The sequence below is a fragment of the Clostridium puniceum genome (assembly GCF_002006345.1).
Taxonomy (GTDB): Bacteria; Bacillota; Clostridia; order Clostridiales; family Clostridiaceae; genus Clostridium; species Clostridium puniceum.
This window is the reverse complement of sequence record NZ_LZZM01000063.1, coordinates 60,461-84,762: the sequence shown is the minus strand read 5'-3', so window position 1 is coordinate 84,762 and position 24,302 is coordinate 60,461. Positions and strand designations below refer to the sequence as shown.

Sequence of the window (24,302 nt, the reverse complement as noted above, 5' to 3'; positions counted from 1 at the left end):
TTTTGTACTTAGATAATAAAAAAGTAAGAAGGAATTCTATTAATATAAATGTTGATTTTTATTAAATTTTCTCGAACATAATTTAATAAATAACCATATTTACATTTGTTGGAATGAATATATAATTTTTATATAAAAAAACTAAATAATCGACAAAACTAGCAGTGCTAAACTTTACAACTATTTTAAATTATGATATCATATCTTAAAAGATTTATAAATTATTATCAATTTATTTGAATATTTATCATAAATGTGGTCATATATTTATGATAGTATTTATTAGGCTGTTAAAGTATAGAAGTATGGTAGGAAAAATTGATAATAAAATAATAGGAGGATGGAAATATGGTAGGAAAAAGAAAATTGGCAATGCTGTTATGTACAGTTTTAGTTGGTGGAATTCTTGTAGGATGTGGCAAGAGTACAACAGATTCGAATAAAGGAGCTACTACTTCAGCAGAAGTAAAAAATATTGGAGTTGTTCAGCTAGTACAACATGATGCTTTAGACGCAGCGAATAAAGGTTTTGTTGATGCATTAAAAGAAAAAGGATTCGAAGATGGAAAAAATATTAAAATTGAACAACAAAATGCTCAAGGTGAACAAACAAATGCACAAACTATTTCTAAGCAGTTTGTAGATGCAAAAAAAGATTTAATTTTTGCAATAGCTACACCAGCAGTTCAAGCAGCATACAATTCTACTAAGGATATACCAATAATATTTACAGCTGTAACAGATCCAGTAAAGGCAGAAGTTGCAAAGGATTGGAAAAGTTCAGGAACTAATGTTACTGGTACATCAGATAAAGTACCTGTAGAAAAACAAATTGAGCTATTAAAGAAATTAGTTCCCAATGCCAAAACTTTAGGAGCAATTTATAATACTTCTGAAACGAATTCTGTTATTCAAGTAAATGAACTTAAAGCAGCCGCAGAAAAACAGGGGCTAGCTGTGAAAGAAATTGGTGTTACTAATGTAAATGAAATAAATCAAAATTTAGCAAGTGCATTAGGTCAAATAGATGTATTATATACACCAACAGATAATACAGTAGCTTCAGGATATGCATTAGTAGGTAAACTTTGTTTAGATAAAAATATTCCTATAATTGGTGCTGAAGATGCAATTGTAACTAAGGGTGGTCTTGCATCTATAGGTATAGATTATTATAAATTAGGAAAAGAAGCTGGATTAAAAGCAGCAGATGTATTGTCTGGAAAGAAACCTTCAGAAGTTGAAATAACAACGCTAAGTGAAATGACATTCACTATAAATACAGATGTTACAAAAAAATTAAATATAACGATCCCAGCAGATATAGAAGCAAATGCGAAGAAAGTAACTGGAGGCGTTAACTAGTGGGTGTTTTATTAAACATTTTAGAACAAGGATTACTATTTTCCCTTGTTGCAATTGCAGTTTATATAACATATAAGATATTGGATTTCCCAGACATGTCAGTTGATGGAACTTTTCCTATGGGAGCTGCTATTTCAGCAGCTCTATTAGTAAAAGGTATAAATCCATGGACTAGTATTATTGCTGCTGTTATTGTAGGGGGAGTAGCAGGTGGAATAACAGGTTTTTTACACGTTAAATTTAAGATTGATAATTTAATGGCTGGCATACTTATGATGATAGGTTTATATTCAATAAACTTAAGAATAATGGGAAAGGCCAATGTACCATTGTTTAATGTACCAAATTTATTTAAATCACCAGTTGCACCTATAATAATAATTATTGTTATGCTAGCTGTAGTAAAAATAATATTTGACTTATATATGAAAACAAAATCTGGATTTTTACTTATGGCAGTAGGGGATAATGAGCAAGTTGTATCTTCTCTTGGTGTAAATAAGGATTTAATTAAAATATTAGGATTAGTTATAAGTAATGGTCTTGCAGCGCTTGCAGGAGCATTAACAGCTCAATATCAAGGGTTTAGTGATGTAGGGATGGGAACTGGTACTGTAGTAATGGGACTTGCTGCTGTAATTATTGGAAGTTCATTATTTGAAAAAGTATCTTTTATAAAAGCAACTACATTATCAATATTAGGTGCAGTTATTTATAAAGCTGCAATTGCCATTGTATTAAAATATGGATCAATAATAGGATTAACGGCTAACGATTTAAAATTAATGACAGCAATAATTGTAGTTATAGCATTATGTTCTAATAATGGAGTTTTTAAAATTAAGAAGAAAAAAATTGTGGAAGGTGGTGCTGAAGAAGATGTTAAGAGTAAAACAACTATCCAAAGTATTTAATCCTAATACAATAAATGAAAATAGAGTTTTTGATAAATTATATTTAGATGTTAGTCAAGGTGATTTCATAAGTATTATTGGTTCTAATGGAGCTGGCAAGTCAACCTTATTAAATATGATATCTGGAACAATAGAAGCAGATTCAGGCTCTATATTATTAGATGGAGAAGAAGTAATTAATAAACCAGAGTTTGCTAGGTCAAAATCTATTGGAAGAGTATTTCAAAATCCATCTATGGGTGTTGCACCTAACATGACTATTTTAGAAAATATTGCTCTTGCAGATAATAAGGGAAAAACTTTTGGGCTTAGTTTTGGAATAAACAAAAAGAGAATAGATTATTATAAAGAAATGGTAAGTGAACTTAATTTGGGTTTAGAAGATAAGATTTATAATAAAGTATTACTTTTATCTGGTGGACAAAGGCAAGCTTTAACCTTACTTATGGCAGTAATGTCAAAACCTAAATTATTATTGTTGGATGAACATACTGCAGCCTTAGACCCTAAGACTTCAGAAAAAATAATGGACATAACTAGAAATATTGTTAAAGATAGTGGAATAACGACACTAATGGTTACACATAATCTTAAACATGCTCTTGAAAATGGTAATAGACTTTTTATGATGCATAGAGGTCAAATTTTAGCTGATATTGAAGGAGAACAAAAAGAAAAATTAGATACTAATAAACTTCTTGGACTTTTCGAAAAAGCTAATGTTACAGATGGCTTAAGCGATAGAACTTTATTTGGGTAAAGATTAAGTGTTATAAATTTAAATAGAAGATAAGCAGCTGTTTAAAATATCTTATCTTCTATTTATTTTTTACATCAAAAGCAAATAAAAGATAATGGACATTGGATAGTGGTATTTTTATGATTAACAATATGATTTGAAAATATCCTTATAAATCATAATACATTTTTCAATTTTATAAAAATATTTTAAATAAGCATTTAGTGCACGAACTCACGGAATTTGTTTTTTTGTATGCCTAGCATGAGCACATTAAGCTGTCTGGCATTAATATTGAGCAATTTAGAAATAAAGTTTGAAGGGGCTTTATTAGTATGACTTATTTCAAACTAGTTTCATTATTAATTATATTTATGAGTTTGTAAATATGTTGGATTTAAAAAAGTTAGGTTTTATAATGTATAATTTTAATTGCTCGAGTAAAATACTTTATTACCGAAAAGATTTATTAAAGTTACATATCATGGATGCATAAACGAAATTAGATCTTATTATTAAAAACAAACATAAAATTTAATATTTAAATAACCAGAAGCTATAAATTATGGAACTGTAATTTCCATAATTTATGGCTTTCTATTTTTTATGAAATTAAAATTCACAGGTAACGCTGAGAAGTAATAGAAATACAATCCTCAAGATAGATTTAGATATAAATATCTAATAATATGAGTATCAGGATTAAAAACTAAAAGGAAATGTTGGTAATGGAGTAGGCTAATTGTAATGCAGAATTTTATTATGTAGGAGAAAAGATAATTTATTAAAAAGAAGGGGGTTTTTATTTTTAATAGTGAATTATTGAAATTGTTGCATAATAAACCTAATTTAAATATGAAAAGTATAACGAGTAGATATCTGTTACTTATTTATACAGTAGTATTTAATAATCTTTCAATTAAGTATTTGAAAGAAGAAATATAAAAGTGTGTAAGTGATATATTATTCTTACTCATGAGTAAATATTTTAAACAAATAGTTATTATATTTGAAAATGCAATGCTACAAAGTATTTTTAAGAGATAAAACTTAAATTTTGATATAGCTCCTTTATTAGAAATTTTTTAGTTATATATTAAGTAACTTCAAAAGCATACAATAATCTATTTTAAGTAGATTTTACTATATTTTATTATATATATTAATGCTGAATTAAAAATGTATTAGAATTAATGTACAAAATATACTATAAAATATAAAAACTACCTTAAATGGGTAGGTTACAAAACAAAAAATCTACTTTATACTAAATTAAATAATCCACTTCTAAATAAATTTAACTAATATCAATATAAAGAAGGATGAATGAAGTATGAATGAAGACATTTTAAGAATTGAAGACCTAATAAAGATATTAAAAAGAAGATGGAAGATGATAGTTTCAATAACGATTATTTCAACTATATTCTCTGTATGTATAAGTTTTTATGTAATTTCACCTAAATATGAAGCAAGCACAAAGATATTTATAGGAAAAGAAAATAGTGAAGATACAAAATATAGTGAAGAAGATGTTAATATGTATCAAAAATTATTAAAGACATATGTTGAGATTATATCAACCAATGATTTAGTTGAAAAGGCCATTAATAAAGAAGGCTTAGATATAACTTCGGAAGAGGTTCTTAAAGGATTAACAATTGCACCAAGAACTGATACTCAAATTTTGGAAATTAAATATACAAGTGAAGATAAAATCTTAGCTAAAAATGTAGTAGATTCAATTACAAATGAATTTATAGAATCATCTACAGAATTTATACCAAATGCTGATATAAAGATAATAGAAAAAGTAAAAATGCCTAAGAGTTCAATAAGTCCCAATAAAAAGATGAATATAGCTATTGCATTTTTACTTGGATTAATGATTAGTATAGGATTATCATTTTTATTAGATGCTATAAACAATACATTAAAAACAAAGGAAGAATTAGAACAAATATTAAATTTACCAGTTATCGGTGAGATTCTTAATGAGTTATAGTAAAGGAGTAATTTTATGTTTAAGGTAAGAAATTTAGAAAAACCAGTATTAGGACAAGAACATAAAGATTTTATAGTTGAGCAAAAGCCAAAATCGATAGAATCAGAAGCGTATAAAGCTTTAAGAACTGATATACAATATATATCAGTTAATAAACAATTAAAAACTATGCTGATTACAAGTTCGGAAAAAGAAGAAGGAAAATCAACAATATCAGGAAATCTTGCATTATCATTTGCTCAAAATAATAAAAAAATAATATTATTAGATTGCGATTTTAGAAGAGCTTCAATTCATAAGAAGTTTAAAATACCTAATTTGATTGGACTTTCAGAGATTCTAATAGGTAAAAAATCTTTACAAGAAACAGTGCATCAATATAATGATAATCTTGATATTTTATCTTCTGGTAAAATTCCAGGAAATCCATCTGAAATGCTAGCATCAAATGCTATGACTAATCTAATAGAAAAGTTAAAAGAAAAATATGATATGGCTATTTTAGATAGTGCTTCACTTCAAGCATTTACAGATGCTCAGATTTTAGCAACAAAAGTTGATGGAACAATACTTGTTGTACGAGCAGAAAGGACAAAAAAAGAATCAATAATAGAAGCTAAAAATCGTCTAGATAAAGTTGGTGCTAATATAATAGGAACTGTACTAAATTCAGTAAGAGATGGCAGAGAAAAGTATTATTATTGATAAATAATTTTATTTTTTTAGGAAAGAAATTATAATATCATTTACTGGTAATATATTGAATAAATGTAACAAAATTTTAATTTAATAAAGTATAATTTGGTAATAATATGGTTAAATAGCATCTGTTAACTAAATATTATTAGATTAAAAATACATAATATAAATATTAATTGAGGGAGGGCATAAATGTCTAAAAAATATAACACTAAAGCTTTATACTTTGCAGATAAACTTAAAAATAAACTATCAGATATAACTTCTTACCCACTAACAATAATTGAAGCACCTAGTGGATATGGTAAAACAACGGCAACAGAAGAATTTTTAAATAAATTAGATGTAAAAGCATTATGGATAGTATTAGATAGCAACGCTACAAGCAATTTTTGGATAAAGTTCTGTCATAGTCTTTCATATATAGATAAGGATATTGCTTTAAAAATAAAACAAATGGATATTAATAAAGAAAAATTTTCATTAGATGAATTTTTTATTTTATTTAGAAATATAAATTTTTCAGAAGAAACGATTTTAGTAATTGATAATTTTCAATTAATTCAAAATAAAGTTATTAATAATTTTGTGATAAGTATTGCAAAAAAACTATTGAAAAATGTACATATAGTGATTCTTACTCAAAATCATAGCTTAGAAAATATTTTTGATATGATTTTGAAAAAGCAGTTAAATCATATAACAAAATCATATTTTGAGTTACATGTATCTGAAATTCAAAAGTATTATATGCTTTGTGGAATTTCTTTAAATGAAAATGAAGCAACAAGTCTTTATAAATATTGTGGTGGTTGGATAAGTGTTTTATATATTCAAATGCTTAATTATATTGAAAATAAAAGATTTCATTCAACAGATAACATTCATTTTTTAGTAGAAAAAATTATTAACAATAAGTTTTCAGAAAAGGCAAAAACTAACTTTTTAAAACTTTGTTTCTGTGAAGATTTTACAGTAGAAAAGTTGAAGTTTATATTAGATAGTACGGATGTATCAGACTTTATTGGTGAAATACATAATGCTAATATATTTATAAAATATGATGAAGATAAGAAAATATATTATATTCAGACTATTTTAGTAGATTATTTAAAAAAAAGATTTGAAGAACTTGATACAAATTTTCAAAACAAAATTATATTAAAAATTGGAGAATGGTACCAAAATAATAACCAGCATTTACAGGCAATACTTATTTTTTATAGAATAAAAAGTTTTAAATCTATATTTAGCATGAATATTAGAGCCGATAATATTACAAAAGACATGAAGGAAAAAGACAAAGATATAATATTAGAAATTGTACAAACTTGCACAAATGAAATTAAAAAGAAATATCCTAAAAATCTTATTGTGTTTGCCTTGATATTGTCTCAATATAAGGAATGGAATTATTTGAATTCGCTAAAGAAAGAAATTGTTGACAATATAAAAGATAATGAAATCTTATCTGAAAAGGAAAAATTAAATCTTATGGGAGAATTGACCTTTCTTTCAGTTCTTACAGCATACAATGATATTGAAGTTATGACTGAGGAAAGTAAAAAAGCTTATGAAATGCTTGGAAGGCAAACAAAACTTATAAATATAAAGGAATCATGGACATGTGGATCACCATCCATACTATATATTTTCTATAGAAAAAGCGGAACATTAGATAGAGAACTTAAAACTATGAATGAAGGTATATCATATTACTATAAATTAACCAATAATCATGGGTATGGTGCTGAAGAAATTATGAAAGCAGAAATACTTTTAAATCGTGGTGATTTTAGGGGTGCAGAAATATTATGTCACAAAGCAATTTATATGTCAGAAAGTAAAAAGCAATATAGTATTTATTTGTGTGCTAAATTTGTTATGCTTCGTATTGCTATAATAGATGGAAATTCTCTCAAATTAAAGAGTATATTAAAAACGGTAAAAGAAAAAATAAAATCATATAATCTAAATCGAGCGTTGGATTTATGTGAGGGATTTATATTCAGCAATATAGGCCAGATAGAATTAATACCTAAATGGTTATGTTTGGGTGATATTGAAAAAAAAGGACTTTCATTTTTAACTGTTTCCTATGCAAATGTCATTTATGGGAAAATATTATTTTTAAGAGGTGAATATTTAAAACTTCTAGGGATTAGTCAACAATTTTTAGAAATTGCAAGTACTTTTTCTAGTATGTATTCATATGTGTATACGTACATATATATGTCAGCAGCAAATTTAAAACTTGATCAAAAACAAATGGCTACAGAATCTCTAAAAAATGCTTTAGAGATAGCTGCACCAGATAAACTTTATATGCCATTTGTAGAAAATGGTGAATATATTTTAACTATACTTAAAGAAGTAAAAGAAGATGGGTTATATAAAAATGAGATAGAAGATATATTTAAATTATATAATAGCTATAAAAATGGCATAGAAAAAATAAGAACTTCAAATCAACTTAATAAAACACCCCAAATGACAGAGAGAGAACTTGAAGTTGCAAAGCTTGCAGCAATAAATTTAACTAATAAAGAAATTGGAGAACAATTATATATTTCACATAATACTGTGAAGTTTTATTTAAAATCAGTTTTCAATAAGCTTTCAATTACATCTCGATCTAAATTAAAAACATACTTCATACAATAGACACTAATATGAAAAAAAACATAAAATGATAAAATTACCCAAAGGGGGTAGGTTACAAGAAATCTATTATCTTTTATACTGAGTTACATAATAAAAATTTCGATTATAATCGTTCTTTATATAATATTAATCACACTAACTGCTGGAATTAATTTGGAAAGGGAGAATATTAAGGGAGGGAGTTATATTATGCAACAACAATCTAATTTAGGAAGAGAAGAAATTATGTTCAAAGAACAAGAAGTTTTGTTTGGAAAACAAATAGAATCTAGAATAGGATATTGTTTTTTTAAGAGAACTATGGATATTATTTGTTCATTAATGGGATTAATAATTTTAAGCCCGTTATTAATAATAATTTCCGTATTAATAAAAATTGACTCAAAAGGTTCAGTATTTTTTTACCAAGAAAGAGTTGGAAAGAATAAAAAAATTTTTCGAATGTATAAGTTCAGATCTATGGTTGCTAATGCAGAAGAATTAAAAAAGAGATTAATAAGCCAAAATGAAATGAGTGGGCCAATGTTTAAAATGAAAGAAGATCCTAGGGTAACTAAAATTGGTAAATTTATAAGAAAGACAAGCATAGATGAACTGCCACAGCTGATTAATGTATTAAAAGGAGAAATGAGCCTTGTGGGTCCAAGACCATCACTTCCAGATGAAGTAGCAGATTTTGAAAATTGGATGATGAAAAGACTTGATGTAAAGCCAGGAATTACTTGTTACTGGCAAGTATTAGGTAGAAATGATATTGGATTTGAGGATTGGATGAAACTTGATGTGGAATATGCGACAAAAAGAAATACATTAACAGATATAAAATTAATATATAAAACATTTTTTGTACTCTTTGGAGACAAGCATGCGAGATAGAAAAGGGAGAGATTAAAATGAAAATAGTAGTTGCGGGAACTGGATATGTAGGGCTAGTTACAGGTGCATGTCTTTCAGAAGTGGGACATAATGTAACCTGTGTGGACATTGATGAAAATAAAGTTGAAAACATGAAACAAGGAATTTCACCTATATATGAACCAGGATTAGATGAATTGTTAAAAAGAAATCATGATGAAGGAAGATTAGACTTTACAGTGGATTATAAAAATGCATATAAAGATTCAGATTTAGTATTTGTAGGAGTTGGTACTCCAGAAAGAGAAGATGGATCAGCTAATTTAGATTATGTGTTTAACGTTTGTAAACAAATCGCAGACAATATAGAAAAAGACTGTTTAGTAGTAGTTAAATCAACAGTTCCAATAGGTACTAATGATACAGTAGAAGGATTTTTACAAGAAAATGTTAAGAATAATGTTCATGTAGAAGTAGCTTCAAATCCAGAATTTTTAGCTCAAGGAACAGCAGTAGTTGATACATTACATGCTAAAAGAATAGTAATTGGAGTTGAATCAAAAAATGCAGAAAATATCTTAAGAAAAGTCTATGAAAGATACAATCAACCAATAGTTGTAACTAATAGAAGAAGTGCAGAAATGATTAAATATGCTTCAAATGATTTTTTAGCTCTTAAGATTTCTTTCATGAATGAAATAGCTAATTTCTGTGAAATGGTTGGAGCAGATGTAGAGGATGTAGCTAAAGGAATGAGATTTGATCCAAGAATAGGAGATAAATTCCTACAAGCAGGCATTGGATATGGTGGATCATGTTTTCCAAAAGATACAAAGGCACTTCATTGGCTTGCGAATGATAGTGGATATGAATTAAAAACAATAAAGGCAACAATAGAAGTAAATCAAAATCAAAAGTATAAATTATTCAGAGCAGCTAAACAAAAATTTGGTAGCTTAAAAGGATTAAAAGTAGCAGTGCTTGGATTAACCTTTAAGCCAGGCACTGATGATTTAAGAGAAGCACCATCAATATCTAATGTAAGAAGGCTATTAGATGAAGGTGCAGAAATAATTGCATACGATCCAGTAGGCATTGATAATTTCAAGAGAATATATCCAACAGAAGTTATATATGTGAACACTCCAGAAGAAACTTTAAGAGATGCAGATATAGCATTTATATTCACAGAATGGAATGAAATTAAGTCTTTAGATTTAAAGATATATGAAGAATTAATGAATACTCCTGTTATATTTGATGGGAGAAATTGTTATAACATTAATGACGTAAAAGAAAAAAATATAGAATATCATTCTGTTGGAAGAAAAGCTATTCTAAATTTAGAAAATGCTAAAAGAGAAGTAGCAGCGACAATAAGATAATGAATAAGGGGAATAATAATGAAACACGTATTTATTATAGGCTCAAAAGGAATACCTGCAAAATATGGTGGGTTTGAGACATTCGTTGAAAAACTAATAGAAGGACAAAAAAGTAAAAAAATAAAATATCATGTTTCTTGTTTAGCGGATAATTCTAAAGAGTTTGAGCATAATGGAGCAAGGTGCTTTAATGTGAAAGTACCTAATATTGGTTCAGCAAAAGCAGTTTATTATGATATATCAGCATTAAAAGAATGTATAAAATACATAAGAAAGAATAATATGAAAAATTCAATAGTATATATCTTAGCTTGTAGAATTGGGCCATTTGCTGGTTATTATAAACAAAAATTAAAAAAATTAGGTGCATTATTAATTGTTAATCCAGATGGTCATGAGTGGAAGAGAGCAAAATGGAATAAAGCTATAAGGCAATATTGGAAAATTTCAGAGAAATATATGGTTAAGCATTCAGACTTGTTAATATGTGATTCAAAGAATATTGAAAAATATATAAAAGAAGATTATAAACAGTACAAGCCAAAAACAACTTTTATAGCGTATGGAGCTGATACTGAAAAATCAAAATTGCCTGATGATGATATTATTTTACATCAATGGTATAAAGATAAAAATATAAAGAAGAAAGAATATTATCTAGTTGTAGGTAGATTTGTTCCAGAAAATAACTATGAAACTATGATAACTGAATTTATGAAATCAAAAACAGATAAAGATTTTGTATTAATAACCAATATAGAGGAAAATAAATTCTATAACGAGTTAAAAGAAAAGACAAACTTTAATAAAGATAAAAGAATAAAGTTTGTTGGAACAGTTTATAATCAAGCGTTGTTAAAAAAGATTAGAGAAGATGCTTACGGATATTTCCATGGACATGAAGTTGGAGGAACTAATCCATCTTTATTAGAATCATTAGCTATAACTGATTTAAACATATTATTAGATGTTGGGTTTAATAGAGAAGTTGGAGAAAATGGAGCGTTATACTTTAATAAAGAAAGTGGAAATCTAGCAAGATTGGTAGATAGCTTAGAATCATATGAAGAAATTGCTGTTACTTCCCTTGGTAGATTGGCTAAAGATAGAGTCTTAAAAGAGTATACTTGGGAGCATATCATTAGTAAATATGAGAATATATTTGGTAAGTAAATGAAAAGAGGAGTATATGAAGAATATTTTATTTTTGCATTCGAGTTCTGAATTATATGGATCAGATAAATCATTACTAAATTTGATAAAGAATTTAGACAAGAATAAATTTAATATATCAGTGATTCTTCCTTGTGATGGACCGCTAGTAGAGGAAATAAAAAAGATAAAAAAAGTAAATGTAATACTTAAAGAAATTGCTGTATTAAGAAGAAAGAATTTATCAATCGTAGGACTGTTAAATTATGGAATGGATTTTTTAAAATCAATATCATTCTTAAAAAAAATAATTAAAAAAAATAATATAGAGATTGTATATACTAATACAGCGGTAGTTTTTCCAGGTGGAGTAGCAGCAAAATTATGTGGGAAGAAAAGTGTATGGCATGTTAGAGAAATAATAAAAAGTAAGTTTGAAAAGAAGGTTGTTTCGTTAATAGTTTATATGTTTTCAGATGTTATTATAGCAAATAGTAAAGCAACATCAGAAGCAATATGTAAGAATCAAAAGAAAAATAAAGTTGTTTATAATACTATAGAATTTGATGAAAACGGAAAGATAGAAGTACAAAAACATGATAGCATAATTATTGGGATGGCTGGAAGAATAAATAGATGGAAGGGTCAAAAGTTATTTGTAGACATGGCAGCAAAAGTAGTGAAAGAAAATCCTAATGTAGAATTTTTAATAGCTGGAGATGTATATAAAGGTGAAGAACAGATACGGATTGACTTAAAAGAATATATAAAAGAAAGAAAAATGGAACAAAAAATTAAATTATTAGGTCAAGTTAAGGATATGAATAATTTTTATAGAAATATTGATATTTTTGTACTTCCATCAATTCAACCAGAACCTTTTGGATTAGTAGTGATTGAAGCTATGGCTAAAAAATTGCCAGTCGTTGCAACGAATCATGGTGGACCAGTTGAAATTATTGAAGATAGAAAAAGTGGATTTTTGGTAGACTATAAAGATGCAGAAGAAATGAAAAATGTTGTTTTAGAATTGGTAGCTAATGATAGATTAAGAAAAAGTGTTGGTGAAGATGGTAAAGAAAGAGCTATAAGAACCTTTAGTTTAGAGAAGTATATTAATAGCATTTCCAATATATTATTAGAAGTTTGAGGAGATATTTTATGAATGTATCGTTTGTAATATTACATTATATGACTTTAGAAGATACTAAGGAATGTATTGAATCTATAGAAAAGAATATAGATTATGATGATTATTCGATTATCATAGTTGATAATGCTTCACCTAATAATACTGGAAAAGTGTTATTAACTGAATATGCTAGTGACAATAAAGTAACCGTAATAATAAATGATAAAAATTTAGGTTTTGCTAAAGGAAACAATATTGGATTTAAATATGCTAAACATGAAAAAAAATCAGATTTTATTATAATGATGAATAACGACACAATAATAGAACAATTTGATTTTTGCGATAAAATTATTGAATTATATAATAAAGAAGAGTTTCATATATTAGGCCCAGATATAATATCTACTAAAGATGGTGGGCATCAAAATCCAATTAAAAATAATATTACTTTAAAATCAGATTTTAAAAAAACAATAATTAAACATAGAATTCAATTAATATTAAACTATTTGTTTATAGAAAAATATCTTACTAAGTTAAAAAAGAAAATTTTAAATAAAGATAGTATTAATGAACACAGAGATATATATAGAACTATAAATAATTGTGTTTTGCATGGGAGTTGCTTAATATTCTCAAAAAAATATATTGATAGATTTGATGGAATTTATAAAAATACATTTATGTATGGGGAAGAAGAAATATTATTTTATTTGTGTAATCAAATGAATTTGAAGTGGTTTTATTTGCCTGAATTAAAAATAAACCACAAAGAAGCTTCATCAACATCTGAAAGCATTTCATTAAAACAATATAAGAAAAAAAGATTTTTTTATATTAATAAAATTAAGTCATGTAAAAATATTTTAAATGATTTAAAAAGATGTAAAAATATAGAGAAATTACTAAGTGATTAGAAAATATTTACTAATTTAGCATTTGTGATATTTTTGCAATTCACTAAATGTATTATAAATAAAAAGGAGTAAAGATATGAAAGGAATTATTTTAGCAGGTGGATCAGGAACAAGACTGTATCCAGTAACAAAAGCAATGTCAAAACAAATGGTACCAATATATGATAAACCAATGATATATTACCCAATGTCAGTTTTGATGCTTGCAGGAATAAAAGATATATTAATAATATCTACACCAAGAGATATTGTTAGCTTTAAAGAACTTTTTAAAGATGGACAAGATTTAGGATTAAATATTAAATATGCCGTTCAGGAAAATCCTAATGGACTTGCAGAAGCATTTATTATTGGTGAGGAATTTATTAGGGATGATACTGTAGCAATGGTACTTGGAGATAATATCTTTTATGGTCAAAGCTTTTCAGAACATTTAAAAAAAGCTGCTGCATTAGAAAATGGAGCATATGTCTTTGGATATTATGTTCAAAATCCTAAAGCTTTTGGAGTAGTCGAATTTGATGAAGATGGGAAGGTTATTTCTTTAGAAGAAAAACCTGAAAATCCAAAGTCAAAATATGCAGTTCCAGGACTTTATTTTTATGATAATTCAGTAGTTAAAAAGGCTAAGGAATTAAAACCTTCTGAAAGAGGAGAAATTGAAATAACAGATTTAAATAAAGCGTATATGGAAGAAGGGACATTAAAGGTTCAATTGCTAGGTCGAGGACTGGCTTGGCTTGATACTGGGACTCATGTTTCTATGCTTCAAGCATCAAATTTTGTTGAGGCAGTCCAAGATACTCAAGGAACATATATAGCTTGTCTTGAAGAAATCGCTTATAGACAAGGGTGGATAAGTTCACAAAAGGTTATTGAACTTTCAAAATCATTAATGAAAACTGGATATGGTAAATATCTAGTAGATATAGTAAAAGAAATTGAATTGCAAAAAGCAAAAGCAGAAATTGCAATAGCAAATTAAGAGGTGATAATAAAGATGGCAAATTTCAATTTTAATAGAACAAAGATTGATGGAGTATATATAATAGAACCTAAAGTTTTTGGAGATAACAGAGGTTATTTTATGGAAACTTATAATAAAGAACAACTTGATGAAGCTGGATTTAATATGATTTTTGTTCAAGATAATGAATCAAAGTCTAATAAAGGAGTTTTAAGAGGACTTCATTTTCAAAGGAAAAATAGTCAAGGGAAACTTGTTAGAGTAACTAAAGGAGAAGTTTTTGATGTGGCAGTTGATCTAAGAATAGGATCTCCTACTTATGGACATTGGGAAGGTGTTGTTTTAAATGATGAGAATAAAAAGCAATTCTATATTCCAGAAGGTTTTGCACATGGTTTTTTAGTTTTATCAGATGAAGCTGTTTTTAATTATAAATGTACACGTCTTTATTCGCCAGAATATGATGGCGGAGTTATGTGGAATGATCCAGATATTAATATAGAATGGCCTTTAGATAGGATAGAAAATATACTTTTATCTGAAAAAGATAAGGTGCATCCTAATTTAAAAGATTTGGATTTAAGGGAATATGAAGATTTTATATATAGATAGTAAAGAAATATAAATATGGATTTCTTTTAAATAAAATTATTATTAAATTATAGTGTCTCTATTTTCTTTTAATTAAATGTGAGGAGTGAGAAATATATGAAAATATTAATAACAGGGTCCAAAGGCCAATTGGGTAATGAACTTCAACATATAATAAAGTGTGGAAAATCAGAAATTAGTGAAATTTCAGAAAATATAAGAAATTCAGAAGTTATAGCACTTGATGTAGATGTACTTGACATAACAAATTTAAATCAAGTTAAAGAAAAATTAAATGACTGGAAACCAGATGTAGTAATAAATTGTGCAGCAGCAACAAATGTTGATGGTTGTGAAAGTAATGAGGATTTTGCATTTAAAGTTAACTCAATAGGGCCTAGAAATTTAGCTATGGCTTGTGAAAAAATTAATGCTAAATTAGTTCAAGTTTCCACAGACTATGTATTTAGTGGAGTTGGTAATAAGCCATTAACAGAATATGATTTGACAGTGCCATATAGTTTGTATGGAAAAACTAAGCTTTTAGGAGAAAAATATGTACAAGAGTTTTGTTCAAAATCTTTTATTGTTAGAACAGCTTGGTTATATGGATATGTAGGTCATAATTTTGTTTATACTATGATGAAACTTGGAAAAGAAAAAGACGTGATTAAAGTTGTTAATGATCAAAGAGGGAATCCAACACATGCTAATGACTTGGCTTATCATATTTTAAAGATTATTGAAACAGAAAAATATGGCATATATCATTGCAGCGGCAAGGGAGAATGTAGTTGGTATGATTTTGCAAAGATGATAATTGAATTGTCAGGAGAAAAATGTGAAGTTAAACCATGTACATCAGAAGAATATAAAACTCCAGCAAAAAGACCAGAATATTCATCACTTGATAATATGATGCTAAGATGCACTGTTGGTGATGAAATGAGAGATTGGCAAGATGCAATAAAAAGTTTTGTTACTATAAGTAAGGAAAAATTAAAATTTACTTAATGGAGGATATATGGTTGATATATTAATGGCAACATATAATGGAGAAAAATTTATATCAGAGCAATTAGATTCTATAATAAATCAAGATTTTAAAGATTGGAAATTATTCATTAGAGATGATGGTTCAAGGGATAATACTCTAAATATTATAAGTGAATATTTAAAAAAGTGTCCAGAAAAAATAGAGCTAATTGACAATGAAAATAAAAATTTAGGTGTAAAATTAAATTTTGGAGAATTGATAAAACATTCTAAGAATCGATATTGTATGTTTTCTGATCAAGATGATATATGGCTTCCCAATAAAATATCTATAACCTTAAAAAGGATGAAGCATTTGGAGGTAATTTACGGCATTAAAAAACCAATACTTGTACATACTGATTTAAAAGTAGTAAATCAAAATTTGCAAGTATGTAATGAATCCTATTGGAATTATATGAATATTGATCCCAAAAGAAATACTTTAAATAAGGCACTGGTTAGAAATACTGTTACAGGTTGCACAATGATGATAAATTCTTCTTTAAGAAAATATGTACAAGGAATACCAAAGGAATGTAAAATGCATGATCATTGGATTTCATTAGTTGCAAGTATATGTGGAATTGTTGAAATTATTTATATTCCAACGATTTTATATAGACAACATGTAAATAACCAAGTGGGTGCTAATAAAATGAATTTTTTTAGGAAATTAATAAAAAACACTAAAGATTTAAAATATAAATTTCCTACTGAACAAGCAGAAGTATTATACAAAGATTATAACAATTTTCTTAGTCAAAAAAATAAGCAAATACTTAGAGAATTTATAGAATTAAGTAATTATAATTTTATAAAGAAGAGATATGTATTACTAAAAAATAATTACTTTACTAATATAATGTTAAATAGAATAAAAATGTTTTTATATTGTTGAAAAGGAGAAATAGAATAATGAAAAGATATTTAGTTACAGGTGGGGCGGGATTTATAGGATCAAATTTTATTTTATATATGTTAAATAAATATGAAGATATTACCATAATAAATTTAGATAATTTGACTTATGCAGGTAATTTAGAAAATCTTAAGTCAATTGAAAATGATGAAAGATATACATTTGTTAAAGTAGATATTTGTAATAAAGAATTAGTTTCAAGTCTTTTTAAAGCTAATGATATAAATTATGTTGTTCACTTTGCAGCAGAATCACATGTTGATAGAAGTATAAAGGAACCAGAAATATTTGCTATGACAAATGTACTTGGAACAGTTAATATGCTTAACTGTGCAAAAGAGGCATGGGAAACAAAAGATGGATTTAAAGAAGGTGTTAAATTCCTTCATGTATCAACAGATGAAGTTTATGGATCGTTAGGTTCAGAAGGATTCTTTAGAGAAAATACTCCATTAGATCCTCATAGCCCATATTCATCAACCAAAGCTGGATCAGATTTTATGGTTAAGGCTTATGCTGATACTTATAAAATGCCAGTTAATATAACAAGATGTTCAAATAATTATGGACCATTTCAATTTCCAGAAAAGTTAATTCCATTATTAATAAATAATTGTCTGCAACATAAAGAGTTACCTGTATATGGTGATGGTATGAATATAAGAGATTGGTTATTTGTAGAAGATCATGCAAAGGCAATTGATATGGTCATTAATGGTGGTAGACTTGGAGAAGTTTACAATGTTGGTGGACATAATGAAAGAACTAATATACAAATAGTAAAGACAGTTATATCTTATATAAATGAAAATGTAGACAAAGATGTAAGTGAAAATTTAATTAAATATATTGAAGACAGATTAGGCCATGATAGAAGATATGGAATAGCTCCAGATAAAATAAAAGAAGAATTGGGATGGTATCCTGAAACTACATTTGAAGTTGGAATAAAAAAGACTATAAAGTGGTATTTAGATAATCAAGAATGGATGAAGAATGTAACTTCTAGAGATTATCAAAAGTATTATGAGAAGATGTATAGATAATATTAATTTTATTTTTGGAGGAGATTTATGAATATTTTGTTTGTAGCTCATGAGGAAAGACTTAATGGAGCATCATTATCTCTAATTGGAATTATAGATGAATTAATACAAGATAATAAAATATACGTTTTAACAAATCGTAAAGAAGGTAAGTTTTTAGAAGAATTAAAAAAAAGAAATATTATAATTATCTATAGTAAATATAGATGGTGGAGAATTGAAAAAAATAAAAATAAATTTAGATGGACCGCAAGAAGAATCTATAGGGGTCTACAAATAAGTGGAATAAATTTATTTAGTGCAATTAAATTGAAAAATAAAATGAAAAGTGAAAAAATAGATATAATTCATAGTAATACAAGTGTTGTAAATATAGGCGCAATAATTGCAAGTTTGTGTAACATACCACATATTTGGCATATAAGAGAATTTGGTATGGAAGATCAAAATCTAGAATTTATTTATTCTAGGAAATATTCTTTAAAATATATGAAAAAACATAGTGATTACATAATAGCTATTTCAAAAGCTGTATATAACAAATATAATAAAGATTTAAAATGTGATAAATTTGGTGTTGTATATAATGGAATAAGTTTAAAAAATATTAAAAAAAAGGAATTCAATGAAATTGATGATAGGCTTAAACTTATTATATGTGGAGCTTTAACAAATGGAAAAGGTCAAAAAGATGCTATATTAGCAATTAATGAACTGGTGAAAAGAGGCCATAAAAAACTTGATTTAAGAATTGCTGGTAGTGGAACGAATGATAATGTAGAATCTATTAAAACACTTATTAAAAAATTAAATTTGCAGGATAATATAGAACTTTTAGGTAGAGTAGATAATTTAATAGCTATAAGAAAAAATACAGATATAGAACTAGTATGTTCACGATGTGAAGCTTTTGGAAGAGTTACAATAGAAGCAATGATGAGTATGATGCCTGTCATAGGAGCTAATACTGGAGGAACAACTGAACTTATAAAAGATGGATATAACGGATTTCTATATAATCAAGGAAATTATATTGATTTAGCTGACAAAATTGAAATGTTTTTAAAAGATAGAAATAAGATAGAAACAATGGGGAAAAATGCGCAAGAATTCGCTCAAAGTTTTACTTCCAGCTTAAATGCTAAAAAGATTTATGATATATATGAGAAAACAATATAAATAACAAATAAATCTAGTTTTATAAAATTACATTTATTTATATGGGAGTGATTTTTATAAATATTGATATAAAAAGATGTAATAATGAAAAATCTTTAAAAGATATAAATTTAAAAGAAAATACAGTATATATTAATTATATTTTATATTTTTTTGCATTATCGTTATATATAATATACAACTTTAGTAATTCAAGCACTCTTACTATTCTAAAAAGTATTTTAAGTGCAAAAATTGTTAGCCTAATTGTTTTGTGGCTAATATTTCTTAGTATGTTATATAAAAATATTAATTTAAAAAATAAAACAAGATTGTTATTATTTCTTTCTGCATTAGGAGTTATTATTATGAAAAATTTTAATTCAGGAAAGATAAATTATATTTTTATAGTTTTATTTATAGTTTCCCTTAGTAAGAAAAACTTAAAATATATATTAAAATCTATATTCTATACATATTTAACATTATTATTAATAAGTTTTTGCTTGGCTAAACTAAATATAATAGAAAATGTAGTTATGGTTAGAGATTTAGATAATGGAGATATAAATAGGTATGGATTAGGATTAATTCATCCAAATACTTTTTTTATATATTATTTTGCATTTATATCATTGTATATACATAATAGAAAAAAAATAACAATGCTATCGAATACTATTATATTAATAATAAGTTACTATATATATTCATTAACCAATAGTCGTACAGGCTTAATAATTATAGTATTATTGTTAATTTTAGATTGGATATTTTCAAAAATTAATATTAATAATCATAAAATATTAAGAAAAATTTTAATACATTTTTTTGGTATATTCACAATAGTAAATTATTTAATAACCATATATGGAGATATTAGTAAACCTATTTATCAAGGTATAGATTCTTTATTAAGTCATAGGTTACAACTAACTCAGGGTTTTTATAGTAATTATGGAATAAAATTTTTTGGAAATACTATAACTTATAAGTCTGTAGTAAATGGTGTAATAAATAATAAACAATTAGTTTTAGATAATACATATATGTACTTGTTAATTGATATGGGATTATTATTTACAATTATGATATATCTAATATACTATTTTCTCATGAAAAAACTAATATATTTAAACTTAAATAAAGAAATAGTAAGTATTATTATATTTATGATATATGCTTTAACAGAAAGAGTCACAGTAATTCAGTTCAATTGGAGTATACTTATATTTTTCTATTTAATAAATTGGGGGGAAATATACAATGCTATAAATCTTAACAGTAAATTAAATTTAAATAATTACATAAAAGTAAGGCGGTATCTGGTAAATTAGGTCATATAGACAATCAAGAATGGATGAAAAATGTGACTTCTGGAGATTATCAAAAGTACTATGAGAAGATGTATAAATAATATAAAAAAATAAAATGGTTGAACTTATATTTTTAAGGCCGTGGAGGATCAATTTTTATACAGATCGACAGATCACATATTTAAGTAGGGAGTAAATAAATGGAACAAAAATCTGTAAAAAAGAATTTTATATATAACCTAATATTAACAACTGTAAATATGATTTTTCCGCTAATTACAGCGCCATATCTCTCTAATATACTAGGTGCTGAAAATATCGGAAAAGTTAATTATGCAACATCTATTATAAATTGGTTTGTATTATTTGCGTCATTTGGAATACCAAGATATGGAGTAAGAGAAATTGCAAGAAATAGAGATGATAAAAAGAAATTATCAATGTCATTTTGGAATTTAATATTTATTCAATTTTTATTATCATTACTTGCAATAATAGTCTACTTAATTATAATTTTTACGATGAAGAATTTTAGAAATGATATTAGTCTATATTTAATAATGGTAATAATGATTATTTTAAGTATATTCTCTATTGATTGGTTTTATCAAGGGATAGAAGAGTATGGTTATATAACAGTTAGAAATATTATTTTTAAAATAATCAGTGTAATATTAATACTTACGATTATAAGACATAAAGAAAATTATTTGTTTTATGCGGCTATTAATATTTTTGGATTAAGTTTTAATAATATATTAAATTATATACATGCTAAAAAATATATTAACAAAAAAATATATGAGTTTAGAACTATTTATTATTTGAAAGAATTGAAAGTATATTTTATGACTACTTTAATAATAGCTATATATACATCTTTAGATCAAATCATGGTAGGAAGTCATTCACAAAAAGAATTAGCTTATTATATAAGAAGTAAGACTGTACAAGCTATAGGGCTGAATGTAACTAATTCAGTGGTAACAGTATTTATTCCTAGAACAGCATATTTAATACAAAAAAATCATAATGAATATAAGAAAGTTATAAAAGAATCTATTAATTATATCTATATACTTTCATTGCCTTGTATAATTGGAATTTGTTTTTTAGCAAAAGAAATAATGCAACTTTTGGGTGGATGGGAATTTTTGCCAGCAACTCCGGCGTTACAAATAATAAGTATTTTAATACTTATTAGTTCTATTGGAGGATGGCAAGTAAATCAAATATTAATACCTCATAGATTAGAGAATTTAGCATTTAAACTTCAAAGTATAGGTGCAGTGATTAGTTGCACTTTAAATATATTCTTAATAAATAAATATTCATATATAGGTGCTTCATGGGCATGGGTTGCAACAGAAACAATTTTGGTAATTGCATCAGCCATTTTTATAAGAAAAAATTGTATTGATATAAAAATACAATATTTAAATAAATCACTAGTTAAATATTGTATATCAGTGATAATAATGGGATTAAGTATATATACTATAAAGTTATTAATACAGAATTACATTTTAATAATTGTAGCTTCAATACTAATTTGTCCAATACTTTACTTTAGCATTTTAATTCTTTTAAAGGATGATATTATTATGACTATGATTAATGGAATAAAAAATAAATATAGAAAGAAGATCTCTTAGTTCACTTTTTAGCTTCTATGGACAACAGTAAATTGCCAGTTAGAATTAAGTAGAAAGTAATACTAGGCCAAATATAAGTAATTTTAACTATTAGAATTGATAAATATAGAAAATTTATATTAGAGAATATGGGAGTGATATATACATGAATAATAAAATAAGAAAAGCAATAATTCCAGCCGCAGGTCTTGGAACAAGATTTTTACCTGCAACTAAGGCTCAACCAAAGGAAATGCTTCCAATAGTTGATAAGCCAACTATTCAATACATTATAGAGGAAGCAGTTGTTTCTGGAATTGAGGAAATTCTTATTGTTACTGGTAGGAACAAGAAGTGTATTGAAGACCATTTTGATAAGTCTGTTGAGCTTGAGATGGAGCTTGAAAAGAATCATAAGGATGAATTGTTAGAACTAGTTCAGAATGTTTCAGATATGGTTGATATTCATTATATAAGACAAAAAGAGCCTAGAGGTCTAGGACATGCTATTTCTTGTGCTAAGAGTTTTGTGGGTAATGAACCTTTTGCAATTCTTCTTGGTGATGATATTGTTTATACTGATCAATCTCAAAGACCTTGTTTAAAGCAACTTATCGATTGTTATAATGAATATAAGACAAGTATTCTGGGTGTTCAGAGTGTTAATTATGAAAATGTATCTAAGTATGGTATTGTTGATGGAATACAAGTTGAGGATAGAGTATGTAAGGTTAAGGGATTAGTAGAAAAGCCAGGCAAAGAAGATGCTCCTTCTAATACTGCAATACTTGGTAGATATATAGTAACTCCTAAAATATTTGAAATATTAGAGAATACAAAGCCAGGTAAGGGGAATGAAATTCAGCTTACAGATGCATTACTAGAACTTATTAAGAGTGAAGCTATGTATGCTTATAATTTTGAAGGTAAGAGGTATGATGTTGGTGATAAATTAGAATTTTTACAAGCAACAGTAGAATATGCTTTAAGAAAACCTGAACTTAAGGATGAATTTATAGAATATTTAAGAAGTGTAATACAATAAAAAACTTGACCCAAAGCTCGGTGAAGTTTTTTTATTCATTCTATAATAAAGGAGTTGATTATATGAATAATATTGCAAGTAATATTAGATCAAATATTAAGAATAGAAAATATATATTGGATAGTTACATATCTTTATTAGATAAGTGTTATGTTATATATGTAAAAATAACAAGGCTACAAAGAGGATATTTTAAGAAGATTTGGTTTGAAAAAAGTGGAAAAAGAATCTTTATTGGAAAAAGAACAGATATAAAACATAATCGACATATAACAATTGGAAATAACATTTTAATAAATGATTACGTTGAGATAAATGCAGAATCGCCAAACAGTATCGTAATGGGGGACAATATAAGTATTGGAAAATATTCTATAATAAAGTGTACAGGCAACTATAAAAATGCTAAGACAGGTATAAAAATTGGAAATAATTTTAGTTGTGGTGATTTTTGTTTTTTTGGTTGTGCTGGTGGAATACAAATTGGTAATGATGTAATAATGGGACAAAATATTAGATTTCATGCTCAAAATCATAATTTTGACAGAATAGATATTCTAATCAGAGACCAAGGTACTACTCAAAAAGGAATTGTAATTGAAGATAATTGTTGGATTGGAGCTGGTACTGTATTTTTAGATGGTGTAACCGTAGGTAGAGGATCAGTAATAGGTTCGAACACACTTGTAAATAAAGATATAGAACCTAATAGCATTGCAGTTGGTAACCCTGTTAGAATAGTTAAAAAGCGAGCATAA

21 protein-coding genes are annotated in these 24,302 nt (G+C 26.3%); all 21 read left to right on the top strand.

The window, feature by feature from the left end; translation table 11 throughout:
• The first annotated feature begins 348 nt into the window (after positions 1-348).
• The 21 genes from CLPUN_RS05505 (at position 349) to CLPUN_RS05405 (ending at position 24,302) form a co-directional block, all read left to right on the top strand.
• Entirely contained in the window at positions 349-1,365 is a 1,017-nt protein-coding gene (locus CLPUN_RS05505; protein WP_077846327.1) for an ABC transporter substrate-binding protein, read from the top strand.
• On the top strand, positions 1,365-2,279 hold the full coding sequence (locus tag CLPUN_RS05500) for an ABC transporter permease (RefSeq protein ID WP_077846326.1): 915 nt from the start codon (positions 1,365-1,367) through the stop codon (positions 2,277-2,279). The genes CLPUN_RS05505 and CLPUN_RS05500 overlap by 1 nt, the downstream gene beginning before the upstream one ends.
• Complete coding sequence (locus CLPUN_RS05495; RefSeq protein ID WP_077846325.1) at positions 2,245-3,039, top strand: ABC transporter ATP-binding protein; 795 nt, start codon at positions 2,245-2,247, stop codon at positions 3,037-3,039. The genes CLPUN_RS05500 and CLPUN_RS05495 overlap by 35 nt, the downstream gene beginning before the upstream one ends.
• Before the next feature lie 1,312 nt (positions 3,040-4,351).
• On the top strand, positions 4,352-5,023 hold the full coding sequence (locus CLPUN_RS05490) for a YveK family protein (RefSeq protein ID WP_077846324.1): 672 nt from the start codon (positions 4,352-4,354) through the stop codon (positions 5,021-5,023).
• Positions 5,024-5,038: 15 nt separating this feature from the next.
• Positions 5,039-5,728 carry a CpsD/CapB family tyrosine-protein kinase gene (locus CLPUN_RS05485; RefSeq protein ID WP_077846323.1) on the top strand — a complete coding sequence of 230 codons (690 nt, stop codon included), beginning with the start codon at positions 5,039-5,041 and terminating at the stop codon, positions 5,726-5,728.
• Positions 5,729-5,914: 186 nt separating this feature from the next.
• On the top strand, positions 5,915-8,386 hold the full coding sequence (locus CLPUN_RS05480) for a helix-turn-helix transcriptional regulator (RefSeq protein ID WP_077846322.1): 2,472 nt from the start codon (positions 5,915-5,917) through the stop codon (positions 8,384-8,386).
• Between the two features lie 189 nt (positions 8,387-8,575).
• On the top strand, positions 8,576-9,262 hold the full coding sequence (locus CLPUN_RS05475; RefSeq protein ID WP_077846321.1) for a sugar transferase: 687 nt from the start codon (positions 8,576-8,578) through the stop codon (positions 9,260-9,262).
• Positions 9,263-9,279: 17 nt separating this feature from the next.
• On the top strand, positions 9,280-10,626 hold the full coding sequence (locus tag CLPUN_RS05470) for a UDP-glucose dehydrogenase family protein (protein WP_077846320.1): 1,347 nt from the start codon (positions 9,280-9,282) through the stop codon (positions 10,624-10,626).
• A gap of 18 nt (positions 10,627-10,644) precedes the next feature.
• Positions 10,645-11,799 (top strand): beta 1-4 rhamnosyltransferase Cps2T, encoded by a 1,155-nt coding sequence (gene cps2T, locus CLPUN_RS05465; RefSeq protein WP_077846319.1) that lies wholly within the window; start codon positions 10,645-10,647, stop codon positions 11,797-11,799.
• 16 nt (positions 11,800-11,815) lie between these two features.
• On the top strand, positions 11,816-12,928 hold the full coding sequence (locus CLPUN_RS05460) for a glycosyltransferase family 4 protein (RefSeq protein WP_077846318.1): 1,113 nt from the start codon (positions 11,816-11,818) through the stop codon (positions 12,926-12,928).
• An 11-nt stretch (positions 12,929-12,939) separates the two neighbouring features.
• The gene (locus tag CLPUN_RS05455; RefSeq protein ID WP_077846317.1) at positions 12,940-13,830 is read left to right on the top strand and encodes a glycosyltransferase family 2 protein; all 891 of its coding nucleotides are present in this window, start codon (positions 12,940-12,942) and stop codon (positions 13,828-13,830) included.
• A gap of 76 nt (positions 13,831-13,906) precedes the next feature.
• Entirely contained in the window at positions 13,907-14,815 is a 909-nt protein-coding gene (rfbA, locus tag CLPUN_RS05450) for a glucose-1-phosphate thymidylyltransferase RfbA (RefSeq protein ID WP_077846316.1), read from the top strand.
• Positions 14,816-14,830: 15 nt separating this feature from the next.
• A complete protein-coding gene (gene rfbC / locus CLPUN_RS05445; protein ID WP_077846315.1) occupies positions 14,831-15,409 on the top strand; it encodes a dTDP-4-dehydrorhamnose 3,5-epimerase in 579 nt (192 codons plus the stop codon).
• 96 nt (positions 15,410-15,505) lie between these two features.
• Entirely contained in the window at positions 15,506-16,402 is an 897-nt protein-coding gene (gene rfbD, locus CLPUN_RS05440) for a dTDP-4-dehydrorhamnose reductase (RefSeq protein WP_077846314.1), read from the top strand.
• Between the two features lie 10 nt (positions 16,403-16,412).
• The gene (locus CLPUN_RS05435; RefSeq protein ID WP_077846313.1) at positions 16,413-17,324 is read left to right on the top strand and encodes a glycosyltransferase family 2 protein; all 912 of its coding nucleotides are present in this window, start codon (positions 16,413-16,415) and stop codon (positions 17,322-17,324) included.
• Positions 17,325-17,341: 17 nt separating this feature from the next.
• A complete protein-coding gene (rfbB, locus tag CLPUN_RS05430) occupies positions 17,342-18,391 on the top strand; it encodes a dTDP-glucose 4,6-dehydratase (RefSeq protein ID WP_077846312.1) in 1,050 nt (349 codons plus the stop codon).
• Between the two features lie 27 nt (positions 18,392-18,418).
• Positions 18,419-19,570, top strand: coding sequence for a glycosyltransferase family 4 protein (locus CLPUN_RS05425; protein WP_077846311.1), 1,152 nt, complete (start codon positions 18,419-18,421; stop codon positions 19,568-19,570).
• A 347-nt stretch (positions 19,571-19,917) separates the two neighbouring features.
• Entirely contained in the window at positions 19,918-20,886 is a 969-nt protein-coding gene (locus CLPUN_RS05420; RefSeq protein WP_143328982.1) for a hypothetical protein, read from the top strand.
• Between the two features lie 179 nt (positions 20,887-21,065).
• Positions 21,066-22,520: an oligosaccharide flippase family protein gene (locus CLPUN_RS05415; RefSeq protein ID WP_077846309.1), complete on the top strand. Its 1,455-nt coding sequence runs from the start codon at positions 21,066-21,068 to the stop codon at positions 22,518-22,520.
• Positions 22,521-22,665: 145 nt separating this feature from the next.
• Entirely contained in the window at positions 22,666-23,544 is an 879-nt protein-coding gene (galU, locus tag CLPUN_RS05410) for a UTP--glucose-1-phosphate uridylyltransferase GalU (protein WP_077846308.1), read from the top strand.
• A gap of 62 nt (positions 23,545-23,606) precedes the next feature.
• Positions 23,607-24,302, top strand: coding sequence for an acyltransferase (locus CLPUN_RS05405; RefSeq protein WP_077846307.1), 696 nt, complete (start codon positions 23,607-23,609; stop codon positions 24,300-24,302).